A 25,791-nucleotide genomic window follows, 5' to 3' on the forward strand; every position below is an offset into this window, starting at 1 on the left:
CCCAAACCGCCTAAGTGCTTCAATGATTCTCAAAACATTTAAACTGCTTTTTAACAACATTTAATTGATCAATTAAACTTTCCTTCCTTCAACCACTTGAAAATTTATTTACAAACATGTACGTTTGCTTCCGAAAATAAAAACCGGTATGACGCCTGAACAAATTATTAATGAAACCAAGAGCCATATGGAAAAAACCATTCAGCATCTTGAAGCAGAATTGACCAAGGTTCGGGCGGGAAAAATATCTCCGGGAATGCTTGATGGCATCACAGTGGATTATTATGGTTCTCACATACCGGTTAATCAGGCAGCAAATGTTTCAGTGCTGGATGCTCGCACACTCAGCATTCAACCATGGGAGCGCAAAATGCTGGAGATAATCGAGAAGGCAATCCTGGCTGCCAATATTGGCATTACGCCTCACAACGATGGTGTGGCTATCAAACTTTACCAGCCGCCACTTACCGAAGAACGACGCAAGGAATATGTGAAAAAAGCGTATTCCGTTGCGGAAACCGCACGTGTAAGTATCCGTAACATCCGCCGGGATGCTGTAGATCAGATTAAAAAATTAGGGAAAGAACATGTATCGGAAGATCAGATCAAAGATGCAGAAGCAGATATGCAAAACCTGACTAATAAATTTATTGCCCAGGTTGATAAACACGTAGAGTTGAAAGAGAAAGAGATTATGACCGTATAAATATTAATTATGGCTTGGCTTCTACAACCTTGTAAACAAAATATTTAGTGTTACCCTGCCAGGGCATGTTTTTTAATTTTTCTTTGTAAGAAACGGTAATTATTTTTCCTTCATAGTTACTTAGCGATTTCAATACCTCCTTTTCAGAGCCCAGCACCGAAAAATCCCACAGGTAATTTGCAACTGAGTTATTGTTTGCATTCATGCCACCTAAATTCATTTCCCCTTCATAGGTTTTAAATACATAGCCGGTTTTCGCAAACTTGATCAGGTAACCTGTGCGGCTGCCTTCACCATAAGTATAGTTGCAGGCCAGCAGATAACCGGCAACAGCTACTACCACGATTAGCAAAGTAATAAGCAAAAACTTTTTCATAGCTGAATTGATTTGTCTCAAAAATAAGCTTTACTGCACCTTTTTTATAACGGAATTTGAATCTGGTACATCTAAAAATAGTTCGTATTAAATAGCTTGATTGCAATAAACTGTAAGAAAGTAACCATCACTATCAGGCATCAGGATTACTTATTTTAGGAAAAAAGTAATATTTCCTGTTTTGACTGCGTTCATGTGAAAAATTAAAACTATGATTTCAAAAACGCTCTCTGTACTTGTGCTCTCAAGTGTACTTTCTTCCAATGCTCTCCATGCGCAAGCTAAATTGCCAGTAACAATTTCCGCTGAGATCGGCTATCCCGTTTCCTTTGGTTCAACCTTATTGGAAAACGCCACTTCCTTGTTTGCTATGGATGTGAATGCACAATTTCCCGTATCCGGAAAAATTTCATTGGGCCCTTCAGTGCGTGCAAACATTTATGGAGATAAGGTTCAGTTTACAGATGAGAATGGCCAGGTGGTCCGCGACGATTACTATACTTCTATTCTTACGCATTGGGAAGTGCTCTCAGCATATCATATCAATCTTGCAGAGAAATTGAAACTACAAATTGGCCTTGCAGCCGGTTATGCTGCTATAAAGGCCTCCAATTTATATAACTATGAACCCGGAAAGTCCCCGAAAGGATTCGATATTGCTTCCGGCCTCACCTTTCAGTATTTACTGTCTGATCATTTCGCACTTAATACATCAGCAAAGTACACTTTCAACAGTCTCTACGCCACCTCAACTACAGGCGGAAATTCTATAGAGATAAATGATAATTTTAATGAATTAGCTTTCACGCTGGGTGCCGCTTACTTGTTTTAAGCAGGCATTTCCCGCTCCTATGAATAGGGATTTAGAGTGGGGGAGACTGTATTTTTTCATCCCCATACCGTTGTTCCTTCTGAGCAGTTGGCACAGATATCAATTTCTTTTCGTGAACGAAGCACTGCACTTCTGAACCGTTGATAACCGTCACTTTGCCAAATGGATGCAAACGATTCCGAGTTCAAATCTCCCAGGCGATACTTTGCATCTTTATCAAAACAACACGGTACTACTTTTCCATCCCAGGTTATCACACTTGAATGCCAGAGCTTCCAGCAATGATTCATCAGTTTGTTCTTGATAGCAAACGATCCATCCTGTTGTTTTCTATACCTTGAAAATTTCTCGTTCACAGGAATCAGCTCATTTCCATTTTTGAAATCATAGAGTTGTGCGGTCTTAAACCGTACTTCATTTACACCGGTTTCTTTAGCTAATTTTTTAACCGCATTAATTTGATGTTCATTCTTTGATACTACTAAAAACTGAAAAATCAGGTGTGGAGTTTTTGATTGCAACTGTTTTTTCCATTTAATAATATTTCTGGTTCCTTCCAACACCTTCTGTAATTGGCCACCAATCCGGTAAGACTCATAAACTTCCTGTGTGGTGCCGTCTATCGAGATGATTAAACGGTCCAGTCCCGATTCCACTGTTTTTCGCGCACTTTCATCATTTAAAAAATGCGCGTTGGTAGAAGTAGCTGTATAAATTCCTTTTTCCGAAGCATAATGCACCATGCTTAAAAAATCAGGATGGAGATAAGGCTCTCCCTGGAAATAAAATAACAGGTAACACAAGTGGTTGCTTAATTCATCTATCGTCTTTCTGAAAAAATCCGGTTCCAACATGCCTGTCTCCCTGGTGAACGATCGCAATCCGCTCGGACACTCAGGACATCGAAGATTACAGGAGGTAGTAGGTTCTATGGAAACGCTAACGGGTAAGCCGATTTGAATTGCATTTCCCGTCAGCCGTGAATAATAATAAGATCCCAGCACTTTACCTCCATTCACAACTCTGGAGTAAGTAAGTTTAGAAAGTAAATTGATACTATCAGAAAACTGTAATGCCGGCATTATTCAAAAGTAACATTGTTTCAGAACCTGGCAATCGATACAAAGTGCGGAAAAAAATAAAAGACCATTTTTGTTTGAACTAATAAAACTGCAAACAAAACATCACTGTCAGTGCAATCACTATTAACAGTTGTGAATAACAACTCTTGTAAATTGTGGATTCGAAAAAATAGTACGCACATCCTCCTTCAATTAACGTTAGCCTGACGTGAACAACATGTGTACAAACAGGCATATTTAAGACTAACTGTATAACCTCCATAAAATGTTTATAGCACACAACATTTTAAGCCGGTTACGAACGCAAGAAAAGTGATAACCTTAACAAGTTTCAAAAATTCTTTACCCATCTCAGTTAATCAACAGGATGTTGAAAAACACTCAACTCCCTGATCTTCACCTTACACCAATGTGAATTCATTAACTTTGTATGTTGACAGAATATGGATAAACACAATTGCTTTCAATCTGTAGAATAGTTGTGAACCTTTCCACACCCTTAATAATTTGTAATAGTAACTTTCAATTTCTTTTAAATTAAATTATATGAGTGCATTACTTGTTGAAGCTGAAGAAAAATTGAATGAAAACGGGTTTCTTGATTTGGAAATTGATCCGTCGCTTGATTTATTTTCCGAAATCGAAAAACTGAAAAAGGAAAAAAATGCCGTGGTGATTGCACATTATTACCAGGAGCCTGATATTCAGGATGTGGCAGACTACATCGGCGACAGCCTTGGCTTATCCCAACAGGCAGCTAAAACAAATGCAGATATGATTGTTTTTGCCGGTGTGCATTTTATGGCTGAAACGGCAAAAATACTTTCGCCCCAAAAGAAAGTATTGTTGCCTGATCTTAAAGCAGGTTGTTCTTTGGCAGATGCATGCCCTGCCGAATTGTTTGCTCGCTTCAAAGCACGGCATCCTGATCATATGGTAATCACCTATATCAATTGCTCCGCTGAAATAAAAGCACTTAGTGATATTATCTGCACGTCATCCAATGCTCAAAAAATAATTGAATCTGTTCCTGCGGATAAAAAAATAATTTTTGCACCTGATAAAAATCTCGGCAAGTACCTGATCGTGAAAACAGGTCGTGATATGGTATTGTGGGAAGGCGCATGTATTGTGCATGAAATTTTTTCTGCCGAGAAAATTTGGAAGCTGAAAAGCCGGCATCCGGATGCAAAAGTAATTGCACATCCTGAATGTGAATTTCAGGTGCTGGAGTTAGCTGATTATATCGCATCCACCACCGGATTGCTGAAATACACAAAAAATAATATTTCGCAAAAATTTATTGTGGCTACGGAATCGGGCATTATTCACCAGATGCAAAAGGATTCGCCTGATAAAGTGTTCATTCCGGCTCCTCCGGATAATGGCTGCGCCTGCAATGATTGTCCCTATATGAAGCGCAATACACTTGAGAAATTGTATCTGTGCATGAAATATGAATTGCCGGAAATTATTGTTCCGGAAGAAATAAGAGTGCAAGCTAAAAAATCCATTGACCGTATGCTTGAAATTTCAGCGCAGCACGGGCTGTAAATTTGAAATTGCATTTTTATTTGAATTGCCTGGAATATGTAAAACTGATTATTGAAATCCAATTTCTGTTGGTATCTGATGCATTTGCAAGAAGAAATATTAAAAGAGCATTCAAAGAAACAAACAGATAAAATTGCTGCATGGGTTTGTAAAAACAGAGTGCGGTTTAATAAACTGATGTATCTATTCTTTCATGGAGAATACAGAGTGGTTCAGCGTAGTGCATGGATTGTTAAACAAGTTGCTGAACAACATCCGGAGTGGATCAGACCTTATCTTAAAAAGATGTTGCTTTATTGTAAACAGCCGGTTCATGATGCTGTGAAAAGAAACATAATGAACATCATGCAGTTTATAATATTGCCTGAAAACATTCAGGGAATTGCTGCTACTATTTGTTTTGATTTTCTTGCTGCACCCGACCTTCCTGTTGCTATCAGAGTTTTTTCTATGACTGTGCTTTATAACATCACACTGCAACAACCTGACCTTCGGCACGAATTAAAAGCTATATTGGAGGAACAAATGGAATACTCGAAACCGGCTTTTATATCGAGAGGTAAAAAGGTTTTAAGACAGTTGTCTGTTAATGCTGGTCCTTTATTAACATAATTCAGAAAAGTAGTTGTGATCATTAAATTGAATAAATAAAATAATGGAAGTAAAAGCTTTCCGATTACTACCAAATGAAGACATTAAAAAATGGTTAGATAGCTTTACCAAGGAACAACAAGTAAATGCCGCATGCATTCTTGCTTGTGTCGGAAGTTTGCGATGTCTAAGCATCCGTTTTGCAGGAAGGGAAGATATCACCATCCTGAAACAGAAATTTGAAGTCATTTCATTGGGTGGTACACTTTCGAAACATGGCAGTCATTTACATATTGCTGTTGCAGATGAAAGCGGAAACGTAATGGGAGGCCATCTGAAAGAAGGTTCACTGGTAAATACTACAGTAGAAATAATAGTGGGTGTTTTATCCGGGTATGAATTTCTGCGTGAATGGGATAATGCTACCGGATTTAAGGAATTAACAATTCAGTGAGTAGCTGGAAGTATTTCACAAGAGTATTTATGCTTGGTTGTTCTGTTGTTCAACAATCTTCTTCTCAATCCTTTGATCCGGAATCAGCCAGATGGCAGCTACAATTGCATACAGCGCCAATCCAAAATAACCACTGATAAATGACAGTGGAATTGCCAGCAGATAAATCACAACAGAAGCAATTCCTTTTTTATCTCTGCCTACTGCAATCGCCAAAGTAGAGTTTTTCCCATGTAGTTGTATGAGTGCCTGAGACAGGATATAATAAGCTGTACCTGCCATTAATAATACCACACCATACAATATAATAGGTAAAGTTGTAAAATGATTTTCACCCATCCAACCTGTAACGAATGGAAAAAGAGAGAGCCAGAAGAGCAGGTGAGTGTTGGCCCACAACACCTTTGTATTTACTTTATGTGCAGCATGAAGCAGATGGTGGTGGTTGTTCCAGTAAATGGCAACATTTGTAAAACTCAGAATATAACTGATAAACACTGGTAGAAGCGGTGTCAGATTTTGCCACTCATCACCGTGAGGCACTTTCATTTCCAAAACCATGATGGTGATGATGATGGCTATTACACCATCACTAAATGCTTCTATTCTCCCTTTTCCCATCTTGATTTCTTTGAGCTTGTTTTATACATAATTCGCTTTGCATTGCTATTCAATATGTACATAATCACCTGATGATAGCAGGTTAAAATGCTGATTGTTTACGAAACAACCATAAAAAACCAATTATTACCGGAGTTGTTTAGTTTTTTATGTGGAGGTACGCACATTAAATGTTTTCAACACAACAAACTAAATAAGTAGTTTTTCGGCAACTCCAATTAAGAAGCCCAGTCCATTGTTCACTTTCGCGATTGCTGCAGCTTTTTGTTGATTGGAGAGAGAGGATTTATTAACCACATTAAGAAGTTCGGATAAAGCATCTTTGTCGATACCCGATTTATCCATGATGGCCTGAAGTTCAGGACCCTGCAAACGCGTGAGCGATGCAATTTTATCGGAGAAATGTGCGTCAGTTTTAATAGCAGCACTTTTCGCTATTTTTTTAAAGTCAGTCATTATATCATTTTTGTTTATTAAGAATCTCGTTCACAGAATTATCAAGTTCATTAATAGCGCCGTCAATATTACCTGAGCCTCCGGCTTTGGCAATAAAGACATCGACTGAATGTTCCACTTTGTTTAAATCAATTTTATCACTGCTGAGTTGTTTGATATGGTCTTCGAGCGCCGCTCTTTCCGCATCTACTTTAGCGGCAGATTGTAACAAGTTGTGAATGGCACTGGAAGCAGTGTAATACGCATCGTATTCACTATCCAATTGATTGATGAGTTTTACACGCTGTTCATCCAATGCCTGTATCATGGCATCGCGTCGCTGATTGATTTCCGGAATAATAGCAAGCAGAATTTCCTGTATACTGTCTGCATTATAATTTTTAATTATTAAACCTTCCATAAAATTTTTGACGTATTCGGGCATGTAATCCTGTTCTATGAAATCACTCACATTTTTTTTCTTTTCGTTGAATATATCATTGATCATACTGATATTGATGTTATGCATGCGGGCTCCTTCCTGCATTACAGCATCGCTTAATTGAACCGATTCAACCGGTATTTTTGCACAACCTGAAATTAAAGCTGCTGTAATAAAAAGGATTGAAAGGAGCGTTTTCATTTTCATTTTTATTTAAGTATTCACTATCGAATTTGAAGATAGTATTTGCTTCGCTAAAACTGTATCAAATATTAATACATATCGCTTGATTACCAAAATTCTGAGGCAATTTAATTAGAATAGAAAGTCAATATTGATTATCCTGGTTAATAAGTTTGTCCATCATGTTAATTCCTTTCCTTCAAATTTTGAAATGGATTGGCGCCATTCGTTTTTCATAGATATCGTTTCTTGTGTTTCATAGTTAAAGCAAACCATTACGGTAGTTCCTTCTGCCATGGTAGTCACATTTCCATTTTCTTCTTTGGTAATAAGGTAATTGATGTCGAAACTTTTTTTTCCAATGCGTGAACACCTCACGGAAACATAGTAGTTATTATAACTATTGATAGGTTGACGGAAGTCAATCACTGCTTTGGCCAATATAATTCCTTCCTTTTTCCAGTTCACCTTGCCTTCTGCGATGATCTCTTCAAAATAACGAATGCGGGCATTTTCGAAATAAGTAAGATAATTGGCGTTGTTTACATGACCCAAAATATCGAAATCAACAAAGCGGATTGAAAGTGGCACCTTTAGTTTAAAGTCTTTCATATTTCAGGGAAGGGGAATTATAATGAGAAAATTACTGCTGTAAAATATATAGTAAAAAAAATTCATAACATTGTACAAAATCAATTAAAACATTCATATACTGCATTTTGTGAATGTAAAATCTGCCTTTCTTTTTACATTATCTTCCCAAGTAAACCATTAAAACGGAAATGTCGCTGGGAGAGACCCCACTTATTCTGCTGGCTTGTCCGAGGGAGGTCGGCTTTATTTTAGCGAGTTTTTGTCTTGCTTCTAATGAAAGCGATTTAATAGATGAATAATCGAAATGGGCAATGATGGGAACATCTTCCAAACGGCTGATTTTAGAAACCATTTCCTTTTCCTTTTCAATATAACCTTCATATTTCATGAGTATCTCTGCTTCCTCGGTTATCTCTTTATTGAAATTTTTCAGAATTGATTGAACATTAACTGACGCAAGAGCAAATGAATTCAAATCAACCTGCGGACGACTCAATACCGAAAACAGATTGTTTCTTTCTTTTAAAGTTGATGTTCCACGTGAAACCAGATATTCGTTAATTTCCGTTGGTTCCACCTTTACTTTTTTGAATTCTTCAATAATAGACTTAACGGCATCTGTTTTATGTTCCACGCGAAACATTCTTTGCTCACTGGCCAATCCAATGGAATGCCCCAAGGCAGTTAGCCGTAAATCAGCATTGTCTTGTCGCAATAAAATGCGGTATTCTGCCCTCGAGGTAAACATTCTGTACGGCTCATCAGTGCCTTTATTTACAAGGTCATCAATCAATACTCCAATGTAAGCTTCCGACCTTTTTAAAACTACGGCATCCAATTGGTTGACTTTGCGATGTGCGTTGATACCTGCCATGAGCCCTTGGCAGGCAGCTTCTTCATAACCGGTGGTACCATTGATTTGTCCGGCGAAAAAGAGGTTTTCTATCAACTGAGTTTCTAAGCTAAGCTTCAATTGATGAGGCGGAAAATAATCGTATTCTATGGCATAGCCGGGACGGAACATTTTCACTTTTTCAAATCCGGAAATCCTTGTCAACGCCTTATATTGTACTTCTTCAGGTAATGAAGTTGAGAAACCGTTCAAGTAGATTTCAATGGTCTCCCACCCTTCCGGTTCAACAAAAAGTTGGTGGCGTTCTTTATCCGAAAAGCGATTGATCTTGTCTTCAATAGACGGACAATATCTTGGACCTATCCCTTTAATTCGACCGGAAAACATAGGTGATTGCTCAAAACCGGTTTTCAAAATATCATGTACCACCTGATCTGTGTAAGTAATAAAGCATGACTTCTGATTTATAAGAGGCTTAGTGTCAGTATAAGAGAATTTTCCTGGATTTTCATCACCTTTCTGTTCTTCCATTCTGGAATAATCAAGAGATCTTCCATCAACTCTGGGGGGTGTACCTGTTTTCATTCTGCCACTCTCAAAACCTAATCCTAATAGTTGTTCAGTTATTCCTGAAGAGGCTTTTTCTGCCATTCTTCCCCCACCAAATTGTTTCTCACCAATATGAATTATTCCATTCAGGAAAGTTCCATTTGTCAGTACAACTGCTTCGGATTCAATCTCCAATCCCATTCCTGTGATTATTCCTGTTACATGGCCGTCTTTTACAATTAATGCTTTCACCATATCCTGAAAGAAATCTACATTGGAAGTTTTTTCCAGCATCATTCTCCATTCATGTGCAAATAACATCCGGTCATTTTGTGTTCGGGGGCTCCACATTGCCGGACCCTTAGACCGGTTGAGCATTCGAAATTGGATCGCACTTTTATCGGTAACAATACCAGAATAACCTCCCAAAGCATCAATCTCTCTAACAATTTGTCCTTTTGCAACTCCACCCATAGCAGGATTACAACTCATTTGTGCAATGGTTTGCAAATTCATGGTAACCAACAATACTTTGGAACCCATGTTTGCAGCAGCAGCAGCGGCTTCACAACCGGCATGTCCTGCACCAACTACAATGACGTTATACTTAGAAAACAAAGTGAAAATGGTAGGTTAGGAAAGCAAAGGAATTTATTCTATTGAAACTATTTGCATTTTTATTATGCAAAGATAAGAAATGAATAAATGTCAATGAATTTAGAGATGGCGACTCAAAGTTGAGTGCTTTGATCGAAGCTGGCTGGTGCTTACCTGAATAAAATAAAATTTGTTTCAACAGCGCTTTCTAAGTTAGCTTCAATTTTACGGTTTAACATATTTCTGCAATCTGTGATAGTTCCTGCTATAAAAAGATGCCGTTTCCCGTGAAACATCAGTCCATTTCAATAAAAAGAGTAAGATATTCGCTTTCCTTTTTTCGCATCTTCAATTGGTCGCGTTTTGTTTTATCTGAATAACCGATGCAATGCAATACTCCATGAATCATGACACGCCGCAGTTCCTCTTCGAATGTCGATTCGAAACTTGCAGCATTATTACGGACACGTTCTGTACTAATATAAATTTCCCCGGCAAGTTTTTTATTGGAAGAATAGTCAAAAGTTATAATATCTGTGTAGGTGGAATGATATAAGTATTGCTTATTAAGTTTTAAGAGAAATGGATCATCACAAAAAATATAACTAATATCTTCCACTATCCGCTTTTCAAGAAAGGAAACAAGCAAGATCCAATCAACCACTTTACTCTGTTTGGGAAGACGGAATTTCCTCACCTGATAACTGAAGGAAATTCCCATATCAGTTTCTGAAAAATGTGATCACGACTTTTCTACCTCCTTCAGCATACTCCATACGGTCGGAAAGATTTCGCATCAGGAAGATTCCCCGGCCGGTAGGTCGGTCAAGATTTTCGATAGCCGTAGGATCTTTTACTTCAGAAAGATTAAATCCAAATCCTTGGTCCTCAATAGAAAACACGATTTCTTTATCCAATTTTTCCACGCAAACCCGTACTTTCTTTGCGGGATCAGAGTTGTTTCCGTGAAAAATAGCATTATTGACTGCTTCACTTAATGACACGAGAATATTAGCCTCTGCCTCCTCACTTAAATCAAGTTCTGATTTTAGTTCTTCTACCAAAACTTCAATAAGATTAATATTCTCGGGCAGCGATGCGAATTCCATATCGCGTAGCGTTACTAACTCAACCATAAGCAATAAGGATTGGTGTTTATTATTGCTGAAGTGACTTGAAATACTCTTCTACCAAATCACGGTAAAAAGGTTTCAAATTAGGAGGCACAGTTTTGTAAAGTTCTAGTTCGGCCTGCTTCTTTCGCAGATACTCTTCGATTTCAGGAGGAACTTGTTTCACCATGTCATTGCCTGTATTCGATTCCCGTTTATTATCAATTTCGCGCTGGCGCTCCGCTTTTTCAGCTTCTAACAAACGGGTAAGAATTTCCTGCTGTCTTTTGAGCATTTCGTCAGTGAATTGCTTATTAACCAATTCAGTTTCCGTTTTTTCCATTTGTTTTTGAAGCTCATCGAGATTGCCAAACGAATTCTTTCCATCCTTATTTAACTCGTCATTCAGTTTTCTCAAAGCTTCGCGCACTGCTGCCTGTCTTGCTGCCACCTGAGCTAATTCCTGGCTCATACCATTTTCGCCACGTGGATTTTTACCATCTTTCATCTGCTGGCTCATTTCCGACATTTTATCATTCAGCTGCTGCTGCATTTGCCGCAACGAATTCATGCTTTGCTTCTTTCCTCCCGGCTTCTGGCAACTTTGATTTCCCGGCATTTGCTGGGCCATCTGTTGTTGCATTTGTTGCATAATTTCCTGGAACATCAAGGCTAGATTGTTTACAGAAGTCATTACATATTGCTGAGCTGAGGCTGCCGCAGCAGGTTGTCGTTGTTCCAAAGAGGTAACAGCCTGATCAAGGTTTTTATTGATATCACTTAGTTGTTCATTCACAAAACTTTGAATCTGGAAAACACGCTTGCTCAATTCCTGAATACTGTCTTCCACCATTTTTAAATCATCTATCAGCTTGAATTGATCTTTCATCAATTGTAAATACTGTGGATTGTAAATATTAACTCCTTTCGACCTGTTGAGCAGGTCTTCCTGATCAAAGGAAACCTTGATCAGGTTTTCCAGTATTTGCCGGGTAGACTGCATGTCCATCTCCATTTGCTGCATCTCGCTGCTTTGCATGGACTCCTGCATTTTTTGCGACATTTCCTTCATTTTATCCGCAGCTTTCTTTTGATTTTCACCGGCTTTCTTCATGCTGTTCTTTTGCATGTTTTGGCTGGCGTCGTTCATTTGCTGTTCGGCTTGCTGCTGCTCATCGTCCATTTTCGGCATCTCATTCGGCTGCTCTAATTCTTTATTAAGTGAATCCAGCTTTTCAAGATCCTTTTGAATGTCATTAAATTCCTTTTTAACATCCTCTTGTTTTTGCATTAATGAATCTTTATTGTTGCCGTTATCCTTTTGACCAGTGGTTTCTTTCGAAAGATCTTCCTGTTTTTCCGCCAACTTATCAAGCTGTTCCTTGGTGTCATTTAGTTTTTGCTCAAATTCCAACTGTTTAAACAAAGCCAGCATTCTATCCAATTCTTTCTCCAGATCCTGATTTGAAAGTTTATTGTTCTCCAACTGGTCAAGCGTTTTATCCTTGTTCATTTGCTCCATCATCTTCTGCATTTTATCAATCATCTCTTTCATTTCAGGACTTAAAACATCATCGAACAATTTTTTCAGGTCCTGCTGCTTTTCCTGCAGCTCAGGACTGTATTGTTTATAATCAGATTGGTTCTGCAGATTTTCCTTAAACGTTTCCTGCATGCTTTCAATTTTATTATTCAATTCTTTTTGACGCTGCAGGAGGTCATCAATTTTCTTTTTGTCTTCCCAGGTAGGATTCTTTTTATTCAGCAAGTCACGTTGCATTTTGTCAAATTCATCCTTCAATTGTTTGGTTTCTTTGATAGAAGATTCAAGATCTTCCTTTATTTTTTCATTGTTCTCTTCTGTCTTTTGATCCATCTCCGAGGCGGTTGGCATTTCATAAGTCAGATAGGCAGAATGCGTGGATTTACTTCCGTTTACACCATCATTGTCCCATACTTCGAAATAGTACATGAGCTGATCGCCAGGCTCAAGATTCAGTGTATTTAAATCCCAGAAATGTGAGAACTGCGTATATTTTCCTGAAGGAATTTTCACCGGAATAGTCTCAAAATTTGTTGCCTTGTCTTCATCACCTGCTTTTTTCAGATGATATTTTAATTGCAGGTGATTTAATCCATAGTCATCGGAAGCTTCACCAATAAAGTAGAGGTATTTTTTATCGACGCTGTCATTAACCTGGGAAACCTGGATAGCAGGATAACGGTCAGGAACCACAGTAACAGAGTAACGGATAGAATCAGCATTTGGCAAATTCTCGCTGGAAACAAAAACGGTATAATGAGAATCTTGCTTCAATCGTTTTGAAAAAGTGAATTCATCTTCACCCTGCGGTTGTGCTTTATAGAGCGAGTCCCCCAATGAAATCCGGATATCAGAAGTGTTTTGAGAAAAAAATCGCCAGTCAATTTTGGTTCCTTCAGGAACGGTTACATCACCGATATTCTGAACCGTTTCATTTTTTTTCCCGAGGTAAGAAGGATAACTCAGGTCGGTATTGAATTTAATAATGATAGGCTTAGGCAAAACTTTCAGCACAAAATCCTTTGATCTGAAACCACCGGCAGCAAAGTAGAAGTCAATATCTTTTTGAGGTTTTACAAAATTATAAGCATACTCCGTTGGCGATTTCCTGGTAAGCGGGTAATCAAATCCGTTGATCTCTATCGTTGCCTGGTCAGGTAAAATTTTTCCAGCCACTTTAATCTTAAGTTCGAAGTCCTGATATTGTATAGTTTGAAGCGACGCGTTTATAACAGAAAACTGAAACGGCGATTGCCTTTCAAAATATTCGCTGTGGTGAATCAGTCGCAATGTACTGTCCTTGATAATATCAGGAGAAGAGAAAAGAATGAAAGCCAATGCTAATACCGGAAGCACGAGATAACGAAGGTGCTTTTGGTTCACTTTCAGGTTGATGGCTGCGGCAAAAGGAATGGGTTTGATCCCCTCAATTTTCTGATTGATGCTGGCCTCTATTAATGAGGCATCTGCTGCACTTGTTGCCTGACGCCGAAGCTGCAGGATATTCAACAGCCTGTCCTGCACTTCGTTAAAGTGCTGGCCGATGATAGCGGCTGCTTTTTCGTGCGATATTATTTTACCAAGACGAAAATAATGTAGCAGCGGAAGTGCAATCCAGCGAAGGATAATAAGGGTTCCACCACCAAGGAAGCCAAAAAAGAAAATGGTCCGGATGGAAGAAGGAAAATAAACGAAATATTCAAGTACGTCGATTACCAAAAAGGCAGCAAGTAATAGTGCCACGGTGTAGATGACGCCACGGATGAGCTGGTTTACATAAAACTTCCTTGTAAACTCATCCACTTTTTGAAGCAGCAATTGATAATTGTCGGTCAGCACGATAAAGTTTTTTTATTTCAATTTCTTGTTAATAGGGCAAGGTGTCAAATTATAAATTATTCCACAGAGCATCAAACGAATTCGACAACTTGAAATTATATGGGAATTGAGTTGTCAAACACCATACTTCCCTTTTATCACGGTTCAAAAAAAAGATCCCCATATCTCCGGGGATCATATAGCCTTTATTAACTGGGTAAACAGGTAGGACTTCAAACATACAGGTCTTAATTTATAATTGAAGGCCCATTTCCAGGAATAACTTAAAATTTAAGTGCTGGTTATTCATTCGTAAATTCTCTGCTTTAACTGCTGGCAATGCCTTGCATAAATTAAATTTTAGCCTCCGAAAATGCATTTTTAAGGTTGAAATATTTAATTTACACAGGTTTCGGAATTGAAACCTTTATACATAGTATCAAATATTATTTGCAGCGATCCACTTGCTTATGAAAACAAGTTCGAAATCATTATTCACCCTGATTAAAGTACTTACAAAAGAAGAACGCAGCTATATAATGAGAACTGCAATTCACTATCGTAAAGGTGGAAAGAATATATTAGTACAATTATTTAAGTTATTAGAGAGCTTCTCGCCGGATGAATATGATGAAAGGAAACTTGCCGCCAGGATTCCCAATCTTTCTGTTCGAAAAAATGAATTGTATGAAACCATTCTCCGCAGCCTGGCCGACAGAGAAACGGTGAACCTTGCGGTTTTAATGCTTGGGAAGCTGCGCTGGGCGGCCATGCTTCACTACCGGAAACTGTTTCCCGAAGCAATTACCCTGTTGACGGAAGTGGAAGAATGGGCAAAAAGTCAGAATCAGCCTTATATACATGGTGTCATTCTTCAGTACAAGACTTTTTTCGCGAATACCGGACTCTACAAAAATCACAATATTAATTTTTCTACCATAGGTGATAGCATGGTCAGTAACGCTCAAAATATTCTTCACACGGCCGAAATCTATCGCCAGTATGTAGAGGTTGCAAAAATTACACGCAATAGTTTCCTGATGCGTTCGAATCACGAAGTCCAAAGTATTAAAGAACTTCTTGAGTCACCGGTATATAATAAGGATTTGACCCATCTGCCTGTTTCATCAAAGGGCTTTTTACACCTTTCACTTTATTACCTGTACAAACTACAAGCGGACTATGAAAAGGCATATGCAGAAGCGAAACAGTGCTGGATATTGATGAATGATGCCTCAGTGGATTTTTCAAAAAGGAGGCCCCAGGAATACCTGATTGCTTTTATTGTTTATCTCGCGGCTTGCATTGATACGAAGCGACTTTCTGAAAGCAAGAAATGGTTGACGGAATTCAGGAAATTATGGTTAGACAACTACAAAGGTAATCCGGTGGTTGGCGGTAAATATTATTCATTGTTCCTGGCACATCACTATCTGGAAACCGGGGCCAAAGGCAAAGCAGGGATAATTAAGGAAGTACAGGAGTTTTATGAAAAAAATCAGGCGATATTGGATGAAGGTGGCGAGGGTAGGGCGCTGAATTATTTATTGATGCTCCTGTTTTTTTCGCGCGGGGATTTTTTAACAACATGGGATTACTGTCGTGTGATTCTTAACAGCAGTGCAAATGCTCCCAGAAAGGAATTGTATGATCTTACAAGAATTCTGTTTCTTCTGGTATTGTTTGAATCACGAAAATTTGATGAACTGGAATATCAGTGCCGGCAATTGAATGGATTTATCCGGAAAAGAAATACGAAAGAATACCTTTTGGAAAAAACATTCATTAAACACTTTCAGAAAATAAACAGTGAGGCAGCAGTGCAAAAAAGCATGAGAATCATGCTGGTTAAACTGAGTATTGATCTGAAAAAACTATCAACAAGCGATAACCTTTGCGTGAAACAGTTTTTTCATTCTTTTGATTTTGTTTCATGGGTAAATCAAAAAATAGTAAGTACTGAAGTGAAAAGGTAACTTGTTTAAGCTAACATTCAATTTCAGTATCTTCCCTATGTCGCTATGGATTTTTATGGTAAACCACTCCGCGCTCTTCAAGGTAAGAAAGCAGGAACCAGAAGCATTTTTCGTCCTTCCCTAAATACTCCGGCGGAATAATTCCCTTTCGTTTATACAAATCTTCCAGCACCATTACTGCAGCAGCCGTACAGGTGTATCCGGTTGTACGCGCCATCGATGAAGTGTGGGTTGATAAATCGTATCTGTCAAGAAGGTCGTATGAATAAGATATCTTCCGTCCGTTTTCTTTTCCTTCCACCACTACCCGCATCACGGTAAATTCTTCTTCACCCTTTTCATATTTCCATTTCGGAAATAATAATGAGGCGGCTACATCCAGCGGACTCACTTTTTTTCCACGCACTTCTACCTCTTCTTTATTGAATAATCCCATTTCTCTCAGAGCTTCCATAAGCCTGGCATGTCCCGGGTAACGCAGTGTTTTTTCTTTCATATTCGGGATGTGCTTCATCGTTTTCACCAACGATCGCAATCCATCGGAGTTAAATGATTCCAGTGTTCCGATCTGCTCAAACTGAACTTCTTCAATTTCTGAAAGTGCTTTTCTTATCACCACCTTTCCATTTTCAACGATGCGTGCAGGACGTGTGTATTCTTCCAAAACATCAATAGGAGAAAACGGAGCTTTATACTGAAAAGGCAATGTTCTCTTAAATGGAAGTCCGCCGACCAGGCAAGTAAAATTCTCAACCTCCATCCTCTCGTTGTGATAACCAAGAATCACGTTGTCCATGCCTGGCGCAACACCACAATCCACAATTGCAGTAACGCCATTTTCTTTCGCCAGCTTATCAAGGATGAAGGGATCTTCAGGAAAAAACGAAATGTCTACGATGTTTTTATTGCTGCGAATTACTGTCTGCACCATTTCAAAACCCATAAATCCCGGAACCGCACCTATCACCAGATCAGCACGGGCAATAACCTGACGGATATTTTTCTGATCAGAAAGATCTGCTTTCACTTTTTTAATGTTGGAAGGCAATAGTTCCAGACTTGACGTACTTACGTCAACAGAAGTAACTGCATAATTTTTTGCGAGGTCAATAGCCATAGCACGACCGACCATGCCGGCGCCGAGAACAGTTATCTTTTTCATTTTGATAGTTTATTGATTGAGGTATGATGGATGCTGCTGGTATAAGAAAAGTGAAATCTATTTGGCTACATGCTAAACGTTTTCAATCAATCCTGTTCACAAACAATTCTTTCAGCCGCTTCAGCAAAGCAATCTGTTTCATGGTTTCTTTCGCTTCCTGCACCGGCGAACCGAAGTAAATCTTTCCACCTTCAATGCTCGATGGAACGCCTGACTGCGCATATACAACAGCGCCTTTGCCGATTACAAGGTCTTTATTCACGCCAACCTGTCCCCACAAAATAACGTTGTCTTCAATTTTAGTAACTCCGGCAATACCGACCTGCGCTGCGAAAAGACAATGTTTACCAACAACCGTATCGTGACCGATATGAACATGATTGTCGAGCTTGGTGCCTTCACCAATAACCGTATCGCCGGAAACACCTTTATCAATAGTGCAACAAGCGCCAATTTCCACGCGATCATGAATCACCACCCGGCCGCAGGAATGCATCTTTACATAGCCCCTTTCAGGATACTTCTTAAAATAAAAAGCATCGCTTCCGATTACAGTATTGGCATGGATCACACAATCATCGCCTATTATACAATGATCATAAATACTCACATTGGAATGAATGAGGCAATTTTTTCCGATAGCAACATGATGGCCAATAAATGAACCAGGTTGAATAACTGTTCCCGCTCCAATTGTAGCGCTTTCGCTGATTATTTGCGTTGCCTTTTCAAATGGACTATAATAATTGGTTAACAAATTATAATCGCGAAAAGGATCATCGGAAATAAGAAGGTGTTTGCCTTTAGGTGCAGCAACTTCTTTATTGATAAGGATAACAGACGCTGCAGAGGTTAGGGCCTTATCGTAATACTTCGGATGATCAACAAACGTGAGATCGCCTTCACGTACCATGTGAATTTCATTGATGCCTTTCAACGCATAGTTTTCATCGCCCCTTAATTTTGTCCTGATAAGAGCATTGATAACTGCAAGTCGTACAGGAGAAGCTAAGTCCATGAGAAAATGTTGAGCGCCAAAGGTAGCCAAGAACTAATACTAATTTGAGAGGCATTGAAAACCGGTTTCGCCACAGATCCTATCAGAGCGTTCTCAATATTGTATCATGATCTCTGATTGTTGTTTTCTTTTCAAATCAGGAACTGTACAGTTTTCCGCAGGATAGCCAACCGGTATCAGCAAAAAGGGACGTTCATTGTCGGGCCGGTTCAAAACTGTAGTCAAAAAATTCATCGGACTTGGTGTGTGCGTGAGCGCTACAAGGCCTGCATGATGAATGGCAGCCAATAAGAAGCCTGTCGCCAATCCCACAGATTCGGTTACATAGTAATTGTTTTTTTTCTTCCCATTCACGTCTTCGTAGGCACGTTTGAAAACAATAACTAACCATGGTGCAATTTCCAAAAAGGGTTTGTGCCAGTCGGTGCCCAATGGTGCAAGATCCTGCAACCATTCATCGGTCATACGATGCTGATAGCTTTCATACTCTTCTTTTTCTGCGGCGATGCGGATTTGCTTTTTAATCTCGGCATTTCCAACCAGGCAAAATGTCCAGGGCTGTTTATGAGCGCCGGAAGGTGCCGTTGATGCTGTTAGAATGAGTTGTTCCATCACTTCAAGCGGCACACTACGGTTTGAAAATTCTCGCACCGTGCGCCGCTTGTTCATGAATTTATAAAAATTAAAGCTGCGTTTGAGCATCTCTTCAGCATCAAAAATTTCTTTACGGTAAGTAACAAATGGGTATTCCATTGCGAAGTTTTTTTTATTGAAATTATTCATCCGTAGATAATTCCGGGAATTATTTGACCTATCGAATCAATCTTCTATTTTTATATTAATTATTATTCAAATGCAATAAAAGGTTAAATTAAGGCGTCTGCCACTTTCAACCTTCACGAAAAAACAATAGCTATTTTCATAACCGCTAGTTGCTATAAAAACCCGAGCTGGTAACAATCAATTAACAGCAAAGTTGCTCCCTTTTACTTTATTCAATCTCAAAGTTTATAATTTTGCCAAAACACTTGCACATGAATGAACCAGCAGAAGTCCTGAAGCAGGCATTTGACGAACAGGGACATAAGATAAGTCCGGTATTAGTGGAAGAAAAAAAGAATTTCCTGATTGACATTGACGGAACTATAACAGAAGATGTTCCCAACGAAGAGCCCGAACGGATGATTACCGCAGTGCCTTTTGCCGATGCGCTCGAAACCATCAACAAATGGTATGATGAAGGCCATATTATTTATTTCTTTTCTTCCCGAACAGAAAGTCTGCGTGCAATCACTGAAGACTGGTTGAATAAGCATGGTTTCAAATATCATGGAATCTTATTGGGGAAACCGCGTGGCGGAAACTATCACTGGATCGATAACCACATTGTGAGAGCTACACGTTATATTGGTAAGTTTGGTGAATTGGTGAAAGCGCATAAAGAGATCGAAGTGTTTGAAGACTAGGGAATAGTTAAGTTAGGCAGCAAATTCACTTCGGTAACGATGACCAATGACTACAAAGAACTCCGGACCGCGGACTTATTACACTGTTGCAGAAATTTACAGCAATAACTTCAATTCGTTTAACGCAGCAATCTCATGCAACACAATTTCATTGTGCGATAGCTTTTCCGGGTTGAATAACACATGATCCATACCTATAGATTTTGCACCGTGAATATCTGCTTCAATGCTGTCACCTATAAAAATACTGTCGATTGCGGATGCGTTGGTCACGTTAAAAGCATACTTAAAAATTTCACGGTTCGGTTTCTGGCTGCCGGCCATTTCGGAGGTTATCACATATTTAAAATAAGAGATAATGCCCGAATGGCGCAACTTCATGAATTGCACTTCCTCAAATCCGTTGGTAATGATGTGGAGCGAATATTTTTTCTTCAGGTAAGTCAGCACATCAATAGCATGATCGAGTAACCTGGTTTTTGTCGGAAGAATCTCCAGGTAAGATACCGAAAGGTTTTTTGCCAGCACCTCATCGGTTACATTAAATTCAGATAAAGTTTTTATGAAACGGATCAACCGCAGGTCTTCTCTTCCAATGGCACCTTTTCTGAATAAGTCCCAGTAGATATTGTTGTGATGATAATAGTGTTTGTAAAACGCCTCTTCGGTGATACCTCTTTCTTCCAAATGGTAAATTCCAAATACTTCACTAAGTGTTTCGTGCGAATTGGATTTAAAATCCCACAGGGTTTCATCAAGGTCGAAGAATACGTGTTTATATTGTTTCATGTATGTTAAATGCCGGGCAAAAATAAATAGTAATTTAAAAGACTAACCGTAAGTTTTTGAATTGCATGGAAAGTATATTATTGCATGAGTTATTGTCCTGCGTTTTCTCTTGCTTTTGCATTATAGTATTCCGTTTTCACTTTATCTCTCCGGTGATCGCTGATCATTCCCATAAAACGGTACGTTTCCGCCAGTGCTGCTTTGTCGTTCTGATACGGAATTGATCTTTCGAAATACACCATTGCATTATCGAGATCACCTAAAAACCCGTAGAGGTTACCGAGATTTTTCAGCGCATCAGCATAGTGCGGATCAATGCGAACTGCTTCCGTAAATAATGACATTGCTTCTTTATTATCTTTTTTCACGAGCAAAATCCCTTTGTTGTTCATCGCCCGCTTGTCAAATTTATCATGCACCAAAGCGATGTCGTAATACTTTATGGCGTTTACCGTATCCTTCATTGCAAAGTAGGTGAGGCCAATGTCGGTGTAAACAGCGGAATTTTGTGGAGCAATGGTAACGGCCTTGGTAAGTTCTTCAAGGGCTTGTTCGTAAAGTGCGTGACGTTTTGCCGAATCGGTTTCATTCTTAGCAACTACATGCACGAGTTCGCCCCCTAAAAAATAATGAGCCCTTGAACTGTTCGGCGCATCCTGAACTCCTGCCTGCGCCAGCGAATAATTATTTTTCCAAACCTGATTTCTGTTTAGGGTCTTAAAGGAATATAAAGCGACTATAAAGCCAAGGACTATGAAAAGACGGGCATGCCTGCTGAAAAAATCCATAACATTCTGTTCAGCAATCCCGTCATTCGGTTCTGTTTGCCCGTTCTTAAAAATCCGAACCAATAACGTTGTAATCACAATGCAGATCGCAAGAGATGGTGCGTAAAGTAAACGTTCCCCCATAACCGTTCCGATGGTAATTACCATATTTGATGCAACTGAAATAGTAAGCAGGAAGTAAAGAATGGCTACCGCGATTGTATCCTTTCTTCGTATGCTGAAAATTGCATAGCCGGTGATGAGTAATAAGCTCAGTAATGAAATCAACACACGATAATCAGTAATTTCAAGAAGCTTGATGGAGGCAAATGAATAATCATTGGAAAGGTTGAGGGGAAAAATCAACAATAGCATATATCTGCCGAGTACATAAATTTCTGTTGCAAGCCGGCTGGAAAAATCAGCAGCCGAAACCAGGATATTATCCAGCACGGAAATTTTTCCATTGTCCAGGATTCCATTCAGAACAGAAAATCTTATCAGGAAATACACAAATGTGGCTATCAAAAAAGGAACTACTAACGAGATGGTTTTGCGAAGCGAAGTATTCTTGCAGGTAAACAATAACAACGGAACTACCGCTAACAATGTAACAGCGCTTTCTTTTGAAAGCAGTGCCAGAAAGAATGAAAAAGAAAGTAAAATTAAAGTCCGTGTTTTGTTTGACTGAAGGTAATCCACCAGGCAGCTTATGCTAATGATGCAGAAAAGAAAAGAAAGGATCTCATCACGACTTTTGATATTAGCGACTACTTCAGTATGCACAGGATGGGCCATGAAAAGTAAGGTGGCAGCAAAAGAAAAGACAAGGTTCCGGTTAAACAGTTTGCAGAGCAGGTTAAATAAAAGAAATCCTGTAATGGCGAAAAGCAATACGTTCACCAAATGACTGAGCGCCGGCGAATCGGGACTGATTTGCCATTCGATTGCAAACATGATGAGTGATAAAGGACGATACAAAACATCCTGACCCGAATTCGATCCGGACAGGTAAGAAGTTTGTAATAGTGTTCCGATTCCATTTACGCCCTTATGAACGATGTAATTGTTTTGAATGACAGCATCATCGTCCAGTGTGTATTCGTAACTGATGGTTTGCAGGTAAAGTAAAAACCCGAAAGCAGCGCACATTAATCCGAGTAAAAATTTCAATGATATTGCATTGCCTGATATCGATTGTTTCTTTCCGCTGCCTGCAATTGCAACACCTTGCTTTATCTGTGCATTCTTTTCCTTCCTGGTAAGTTTCCTTTGCTGCCGCATTTAAAGAAGTACTTTTATATCAAGTAAATGTATAATTGTTTTTATATGGCCGCAATGTGAAAATGAATTATGCTTACCCTATCAACATTAAAAAAAGAGGTCATGAAAAATCAGTGACAGGTAAATCAGCGATCATTGTAAATGTGATTCAAATTTGCAGTTTACAATTCTTTACCTACATTTGCCCCATCTCTTCGTTTTTCTCCGTTCCGAGATTTCGATTTATCAAAACAAACATTTATTTCTTAACCATTCATTCACGCAGGACAAGGCTGACTTTCTTGCTCTTAATGCAAAACCCCTGCATTTAACGTAATCGCTCACATCATTCAACTTTATTTATGTACGACATTCTGCAATTGAACGAGATGCTCGTTCCAGAACTCAAAGACGTTGCCGAGAGTCTGAAGATTGAAAATTATCACAAGCTCCCCAAGCAGGAACTTGTCTATAAGATCCTGGATAAACAGGCCATTGCTCCTGAAGTTGCCAAAGAAGCATCAGAAGAGGCAAAACCCAAAGTGCGTAAAAGAAAAATAAATGTTGCTTCAGAGGAACCTGTTTCCCGGGAACCTGAAGTAATTACGATGCCGGATCCTGTACCGGAAGCTCCTGTTACAGTTGCTGAAACAGAAGAGTCGCCATTGTCCAAGGAAGAAAAAATGGAAGAAGCGATCCGTTATGAAAAGAATGGGCAATTCCAGCGCCTTCCTTTCCGAAAAGAAGCCGCTTTTAATGTTGACCTGGATGGAATGGTAGATGGTGAAGGTGTTTTGGAAATCATGAGTGATGGCTATGGATTTCTTCGTTCATCAGACTACAACTATCTTTCTTCACCTGATGATATTTATGTTTCTCCATCTCAGATAAAACTATTCGGTATCAAAACCGGTGACACGGTTACGGGTTCTGTTCGTCCGCCAAAAGAAGGGGAGAAATATTTTGCTCTCCTGAAGGTTGAGTCCATCAATGGAAAGAAACCTGAAGAAGTTCGCGACAGAGTGCCGTTTGATTATCTGACACCACTTTTCCCGAATGAGAAATTAGACCTCTTTCTTGAACCAAACGATTACTCAACCAGGGTGATTGATCTTTTCACGCCTATTGGAAAGGGACAGCGCGGCTTGATTGTTTCGCAACCGAAAACCGGTAAAACCATGCTGTTAAAAGCGGTGGCCAATGCCATAGCGAAGAATCACCCTGAAGTGTATCTCATCGTGTTACTCGTAGATGAGCGACCAGAGGAAGTAACAGACATGGAACGGAGTGTGCGTGCTGAAGTAATTGCATCCACCTTCGATGAACCTGCAGAAAAGCATGTAAAAGTTGCCGCCATAGTTTTGGAAAAAGCCAAGAGAATGGTGGAATGTGGAAACGATGTGGTGATTTTGCTGGATTCCATTACACGTCTTGCACGCGCTCACAATACCGTTTCTCCAGCTTCCGGTAAAGTATTATCCGGTGGTGTGGAAGCCAATGCTTTGCACAAGCCCAAGCAGTTTTTTGGCGCAGCAAGAAATATTGAGAATGGAGGTTCCTTAACCATTCTGGCAACAGCCCTTATTGATACAGGTTCAAAAATGGATGAAGTGATCTTTGAAGAATTCAAAGGAACAGGTAACATGGAGCTGCAGCTTGACCGTAAACTTTCGAACAAACGGATTTTCCCTGCGGTAGATGTTACTGCTTCCAGCACACGGCGCGAAGATTTGTTGCTTGATCGTGAAATGTTGCAGCGCATGTGGATCCTTCGTAATCACCTGGCCGATATGACGAGTGAAGAAGCGATGAAATTCCTGCTCGATAGGATGAAAGGTACAAAGTCGAATGAAGAGTTCCTGATTTCGATGAATGCTTAAAGAGAAGTGAGAAGTGAGTAGCGGGTAGTTGGTCTTTCGTCTTTTCGTCTTAAGTCTTTTATTCTTAGACAGTTAACAGTGGGTCGATTAGCTTTTAAATGATCACTTAGTTTAATTTTCCGGAATTTGATTCCATAATTTGAGAATAAGGTGCTATTTTCGCACCCCTTAAAAGAAATAACCGAGTCATGAAGAGAACGTATCAACCGTCCACCACCAAGCGCAAAAACAAACACGGTTTCCGCGAGCGCATGAAAAGCAAAGACGGCAGAGCCGTATTAAGCAGCCGCAGAAAGCAAGGCCGTAAGAAACTGACGGTTTCCGACGAAAAACGCCTGAAATAATCCCGGAGATTTTCTAAAGTTCAAAACTTTGGAAGATATCTTTCCTGCAGCAATGTGAAAGACGAAGCGTCATCTCCACTTCGATTTACCTTCAAAAAGGAAGAGCGGCTTTCCAGCAAGAAACTGATCGACGAACTGTTTAATAGCGGTTCGTCTTTTTATTTGTACCCTTTCAAAGTGCTCTCACTCACTACTTCAGCATCCGTTAATTCTCCCGTACAGGTGCTGATGGCTGTTTCTTCCAAAAATTTTCCAAAGGCAGTCGACCGCAACCGTCTTAAACGAATTACCAGAGAGGCATACCGGTTAAATAAAAGTCTGCTTCATGAAGCTCAAAATATCCCACAAAAGAAACTGTTGGTGGCCTTTATCTATACCGGTAAGAAAATGGAGTCCTTTGAACTGATTCATCAAAAAATGACTGCTATACTTATTCGTCTTTCTCAAAGCAATGCACCTGTTGGAAAAAATACTAAGTAGTTTTTTAATTGCCGTTGTGCGGTTTTATCAGCGTATCATTTCACCGTGGCTGATGCCGGTCTGCCGTTATACACCCACCTGTTCCGAATATGCGGTACAAGCTATCATTAAATATGGCCCGTTCAAAGGTGGCTGGTTGGCGATAAAACGAATCGTAAGTTGTAATCCCTGGGGTGGACATGGCCATGATCCTGTACCGTGAAAATTATCCTCTCCTGACTTTCTGCTATGATAAATGAATATCACTTGTCGTTGACATGGGCTCTTTCGTCTAAATGCGCCGGAGGTTAAATATTTTTCGCAT

General features: G+C 39.4%; 26 protein-coding genes. 11 read left to right on the top strand and 15 right to left on the bottom strand.

All coding sequences use genetic code 11. The features are described from left to right. Positions 1 to 148: 148 nt before the first annotated feature. A complete protein-coding gene (gene frr / locus IPO83_07880; protein ID MBK9731194.1) occupies positions 149 to 706 on the top strand; it encodes a ribosome recycling factor in 558 nt (185 codons plus the stop codon). Positions 707 to 713: 7 nt separating this feature from the next. Here frr and IPO83_07885 read toward each other — a convergent pair whose 3' ends face one another. Further along, the gene (locus tag IPO83_07885; protein ID MBK9731195.1) at positions 714 to 1,082 is read right to left on the bottom strand and encodes a 6-phosphogluconate dehydrogenase; all 369 of its coding nucleotides are present in this window, start codon (positions 1,080 to 1,082) and stop codon (positions 714 to 716) included. A gap of 211 nt (positions 1,083 to 1,293) precedes the next feature. Between IPO83_07885 and IPO83_07890 the strand changes: the two genes are divergently transcribed. Next, the gene (locus IPO83_07890) at positions 1,294 to 1,914 is read left to right on the top strand and encodes a hypothetical protein (protein ID MBK9731196.1); all 621 of its coding nucleotides are present in this window, start codon (positions 1,294 to 1,296) and stop codon (positions 1,912 to 1,914) included. Positions 1,915 to 1,970: 56 nt separating this feature from the next. On the opposite strand, the gene IPO83_07895 is transcribed toward IPO83_07890, so the two are convergent. Beyond that, positions 1,971 to 2,996, bottom strand: a complete 1,026-nt coding sequence (locus IPO83_07895; protein MBK9731197.1) for an SPASM domain-containing protein — start codon at positions 2,994 to 2,996, stop codon at positions 1,971 to 1,973. A 546-nt stretch (positions 2,997 to 3,542) separates the two neighbouring features. Here IPO83_07895 and nadA point away from each other — a divergent pair. The 3 genes from nadA (at position 3,543) to IPO83_07910 (ending at position 5,595) form a co-directional block, all read left to right on the top strand. Further along, positions 3,543 to 4,550, top strand: a complete 1,008-nt coding sequence (gene nadA, locus IPO83_07900; protein ID MBK9731198.1) for a quinolinate synthase NadA — start codon at positions 3,543 to 3,545, stop codon at positions 4,548 to 4,550. Between the two features lie 78 nt (positions 4,551 to 4,628). Continuing rightward, complete coding sequence (locus IPO83_07905; GenBank protein ID MBK9731199.1) at positions 4,629 to 5,162, top strand: hypothetical protein; 534 nt, start codon at positions 4,629 to 4,631, stop codon at positions 5,160 to 5,162. Between the two features lie 43 nt (positions 5,163 to 5,205). Then, the gene (locus IPO83_07910; GenBank protein MBK9731200.1) at positions 5,206 to 5,595 is read left to right on the top strand and encodes a DNA-binding protein; all 390 of its coding nucleotides are present in this window, start codon (positions 5,206 to 5,208) and stop codon (positions 5,593 to 5,595) included. Positions 5,596 to 5,622: 27 nt separating this feature from the next. Here IPO83_07910 and IPO83_07915 read toward each other — a convergent pair whose 3' ends face one another. The 8 genes from IPO83_07915 to IPO83_07950 form a co-directional block, all read right to left on the bottom strand. Continuing rightward, positions 5,623 to 6,216 (bottom strand): DUF1211 domain-containing protein, encoded by a 594-nt coding sequence (locus IPO83_07915; GenBank protein ID MBK9731201.1) that lies wholly within the window; start codon positions 6,214 to 6,216, stop codon positions 5,623 to 5,625. Between the two features lie 189 nt (positions 6,217 to 6,405). Next, the gene (locus tag IPO83_07920) at positions 6,406 to 6,672 is read right to left on the bottom strand and encodes a hypothetical protein (GenBank protein ID MBK9731202.1); all 267 of its coding nucleotides are present in this window, start codon (positions 6,670 to 6,672) and stop codon (positions 6,406 to 6,408) included. A gap of 4 nt (positions 6,673 to 6,676) precedes the next feature. Beyond that, the gene (locus IPO83_07925; GenBank protein ID MBK9731203.1) at positions 6,677 to 7,294 is read right to left on the bottom strand and encodes a hypothetical protein; all 618 of its coding nucleotides are present in this window, start codon (positions 7,292 to 7,294) and stop codon (positions 6,677 to 6,679) included. A 162-nt stretch (positions 7,295 to 7,456) separates the two neighbouring features. Then, a complete protein-coding gene (locus tag IPO83_07930; protein ID MBK9731204.1) occupies positions 7,457 to 7,888 on the bottom strand; it encodes an acyl-CoA thioesterase in 432 nt (143 codons plus the stop codon). A 139-nt stretch (positions 7,889 to 8,027) separates the two neighbouring features. After that, positions 8,028 to 9,890 carry a tRNA uridine-5-carboxymethylaminomethyl(34) synthesis enzyme MnmG gene (gene mnmG, locus IPO83_07935; protein MBK9731205.1) on the bottom strand — a complete coding sequence of 621 codons (1,863 nt, stop codon included), beginning with the start codon at positions 9,888 to 9,890 and terminating at the stop codon, positions 8,028 to 8,030. A 274-nt stretch (positions 9,891 to 10,164) separates the two neighbouring features. Beyond that, on the bottom strand, positions 10,165 to 10,590 hold the full coding sequence (ybeY, locus tag IPO83_07940; GenBank protein MBK9731206.1) for an rRNA maturation RNase YbeY: 426 nt from the start codon (positions 10,588 to 10,590) through the stop codon (positions 10,165 to 10,167). Position 10,591: 1 nt separating this feature from the next. Next, positions 10,592 to 11,005, bottom strand: a complete 414-nt coding sequence (locus IPO83_07945) for an ATP-binding protein (protein ID MBK9731207.1) — start codon at positions 11,003 to 11,005, stop codon at positions 10,592 to 10,594. A gap of 22 nt (positions 11,006 to 11,027) precedes the next feature. Further along, a complete protein-coding gene (locus IPO83_07950; protein ID MBK9731208.1) occupies positions 11,028 to 14,363 on the bottom strand; it encodes a DUF4175 domain-containing protein in 3,336 nt (1,111 codons plus the stop codon). Positions 14,364 to 14,812: 449 nt separating this feature from the next. Here IPO83_07950 and IPO83_07955 point away from each other — a divergent pair, with 449 nt between their 5' ends. After that, positions 14,813 to 16,318, top strand: coding sequence for a hypothetical protein (locus IPO83_07955; protein ID MBK9731209.1), 1,506 nt, complete (start codon positions 14,813 to 14,815; stop codon positions 16,316 to 16,318). Between the two features lie 43 nt (positions 16,319 to 16,361). Here the strand turns inward: IPO83_07955 and IPO83_07960 are convergent, their stop codons facing one another. The 3 genes from IPO83_07960 to IPO83_07970 form a co-directional block, all read right to left on the bottom strand. Next, positions 16,362 to 17,480: a saccharopine dehydrogenase NADP-binding domain-containing protein gene (locus IPO83_07960; GenBank protein ID MBK9731210.1), complete on the bottom strand. Its 1,119-nt coding sequence runs from the start codon at positions 17,478 to 17,480 to the stop codon at positions 16,362 to 16,364. 82 nt (positions 17,481 to 17,562) lie between these two features. Further along, positions 17,563 to 18,498 (bottom strand): UDP-3-O-(3-hydroxymyristoyl)glucosamine N-acyltransferase, encoded by a 936-nt coding sequence (locus IPO83_07965; GenBank protein ID MBK9731211.1) that lies wholly within the window; start codon positions 18,496 to 18,498, stop codon positions 17,563 to 17,565. A gap of 93 nt (positions 18,499 to 18,591) precedes the next feature. Next, entirely contained in the window at positions 18,592 to 19,251 is a 660-nt protein-coding gene (locus tag IPO83_07970; GenBank protein MBK9731212.1) for a nitroreductase family protein, read from the bottom strand. Between the two features lie 281 nt (positions 19,252 to 19,532). On the opposite strand from IPO83_07970, the gene IPO83_07975 reads away from it, so the two are divergent. Further along, positions 19,533 to 19,964 (top strand): phosphoheptose isomerase, encoded by a 432-nt coding sequence (locus IPO83_07975; protein ID MBK9731213.1) that lies wholly within the window; start codon positions 19,533 to 19,535, stop codon positions 19,962 to 19,964. A 96-nt stretch (positions 19,965 to 20,060) separates the two neighbouring features. Here IPO83_07975 and IPO83_07980 read toward each other — a convergent pair whose 3' ends face one another. Continuing rightward, positions 20,061 to 20,753, bottom strand: a complete 693-nt coding sequence (locus IPO83_07980; GenBank protein MBK9731214.1) for a noncanonical pyrimidine nucleotidase, YjjG family — start codon at positions 20,751 to 20,753, stop codon at positions 20,061 to 20,063. An 89-nt stretch (positions 20,754 to 20,842) separates the two neighbouring features. Then, positions 20,843 to 22,804 (bottom strand): DUF1736 domain-containing protein, encoded by a 1,962-nt coding sequence (locus IPO83_07985; GenBank protein MBK9731215.1) that lies wholly within the window; start codon positions 22,802 to 22,804, stop codon positions 20,843 to 20,845. 341 nt (positions 22,805 to 23,145) lie between these two features. Here IPO83_07985 and rho point away from each other — a divergent pair, with 341 nt between their 5' ends. From rho to yidD, 4 genes are all read left to right on the top strand, one after another. Then, positions 23,146 to 24,663: a transcription termination factor Rho gene (gene rho / locus IPO83_07990; protein MBK9731216.1), complete on the top strand. Its 1,518-nt coding sequence runs from the start codon at positions 23,146 to 23,148 to the stop codon at positions 24,661 to 24,663. Positions 24,664 to 24,851: 188 nt separating this feature from the next. Further along, entirely contained in the window at positions 24,852 to 25,007 is a 156-nt protein-coding gene (rpmH, locus tag IPO83_07995; GenBank protein MBK9731217.1) for a 50S ribosomal protein L34, read from the top strand. Between the two features lie 54 nt (positions 25,008 to 25,061). After that, complete coding sequence (locus IPO83_08000) at positions 25,062 to 25,487, top strand: ribonuclease P protein component (protein ID MBK9731218.1); 426 nt, start codon at positions 25,062 to 25,064, stop codon at positions 25,485 to 25,487. Next, a complete protein-coding gene (gene yidD, locus IPO83_08005; protein MBK9731219.1) occupies positions 25,468 to 25,689 on the top strand; it encodes a membrane protein insertion efficiency factor YidD in 222 nt (73 codons plus the stop codon). The genes IPO83_08000 and yidD overlap by 20 nt, the downstream gene beginning before the upstream one ends. Positions 25,690 to 25,791: the final 102 nt, after the last annotated feature.

Source organism: Chitinophagaceae bacterium, from assembly GCA_016717285.1.
Classification (GTDB): domain Bacteria; phylum Bacteroidota; class Bacteroidia; order Chitinophagales; family UBA10324; genus JACCZZ01.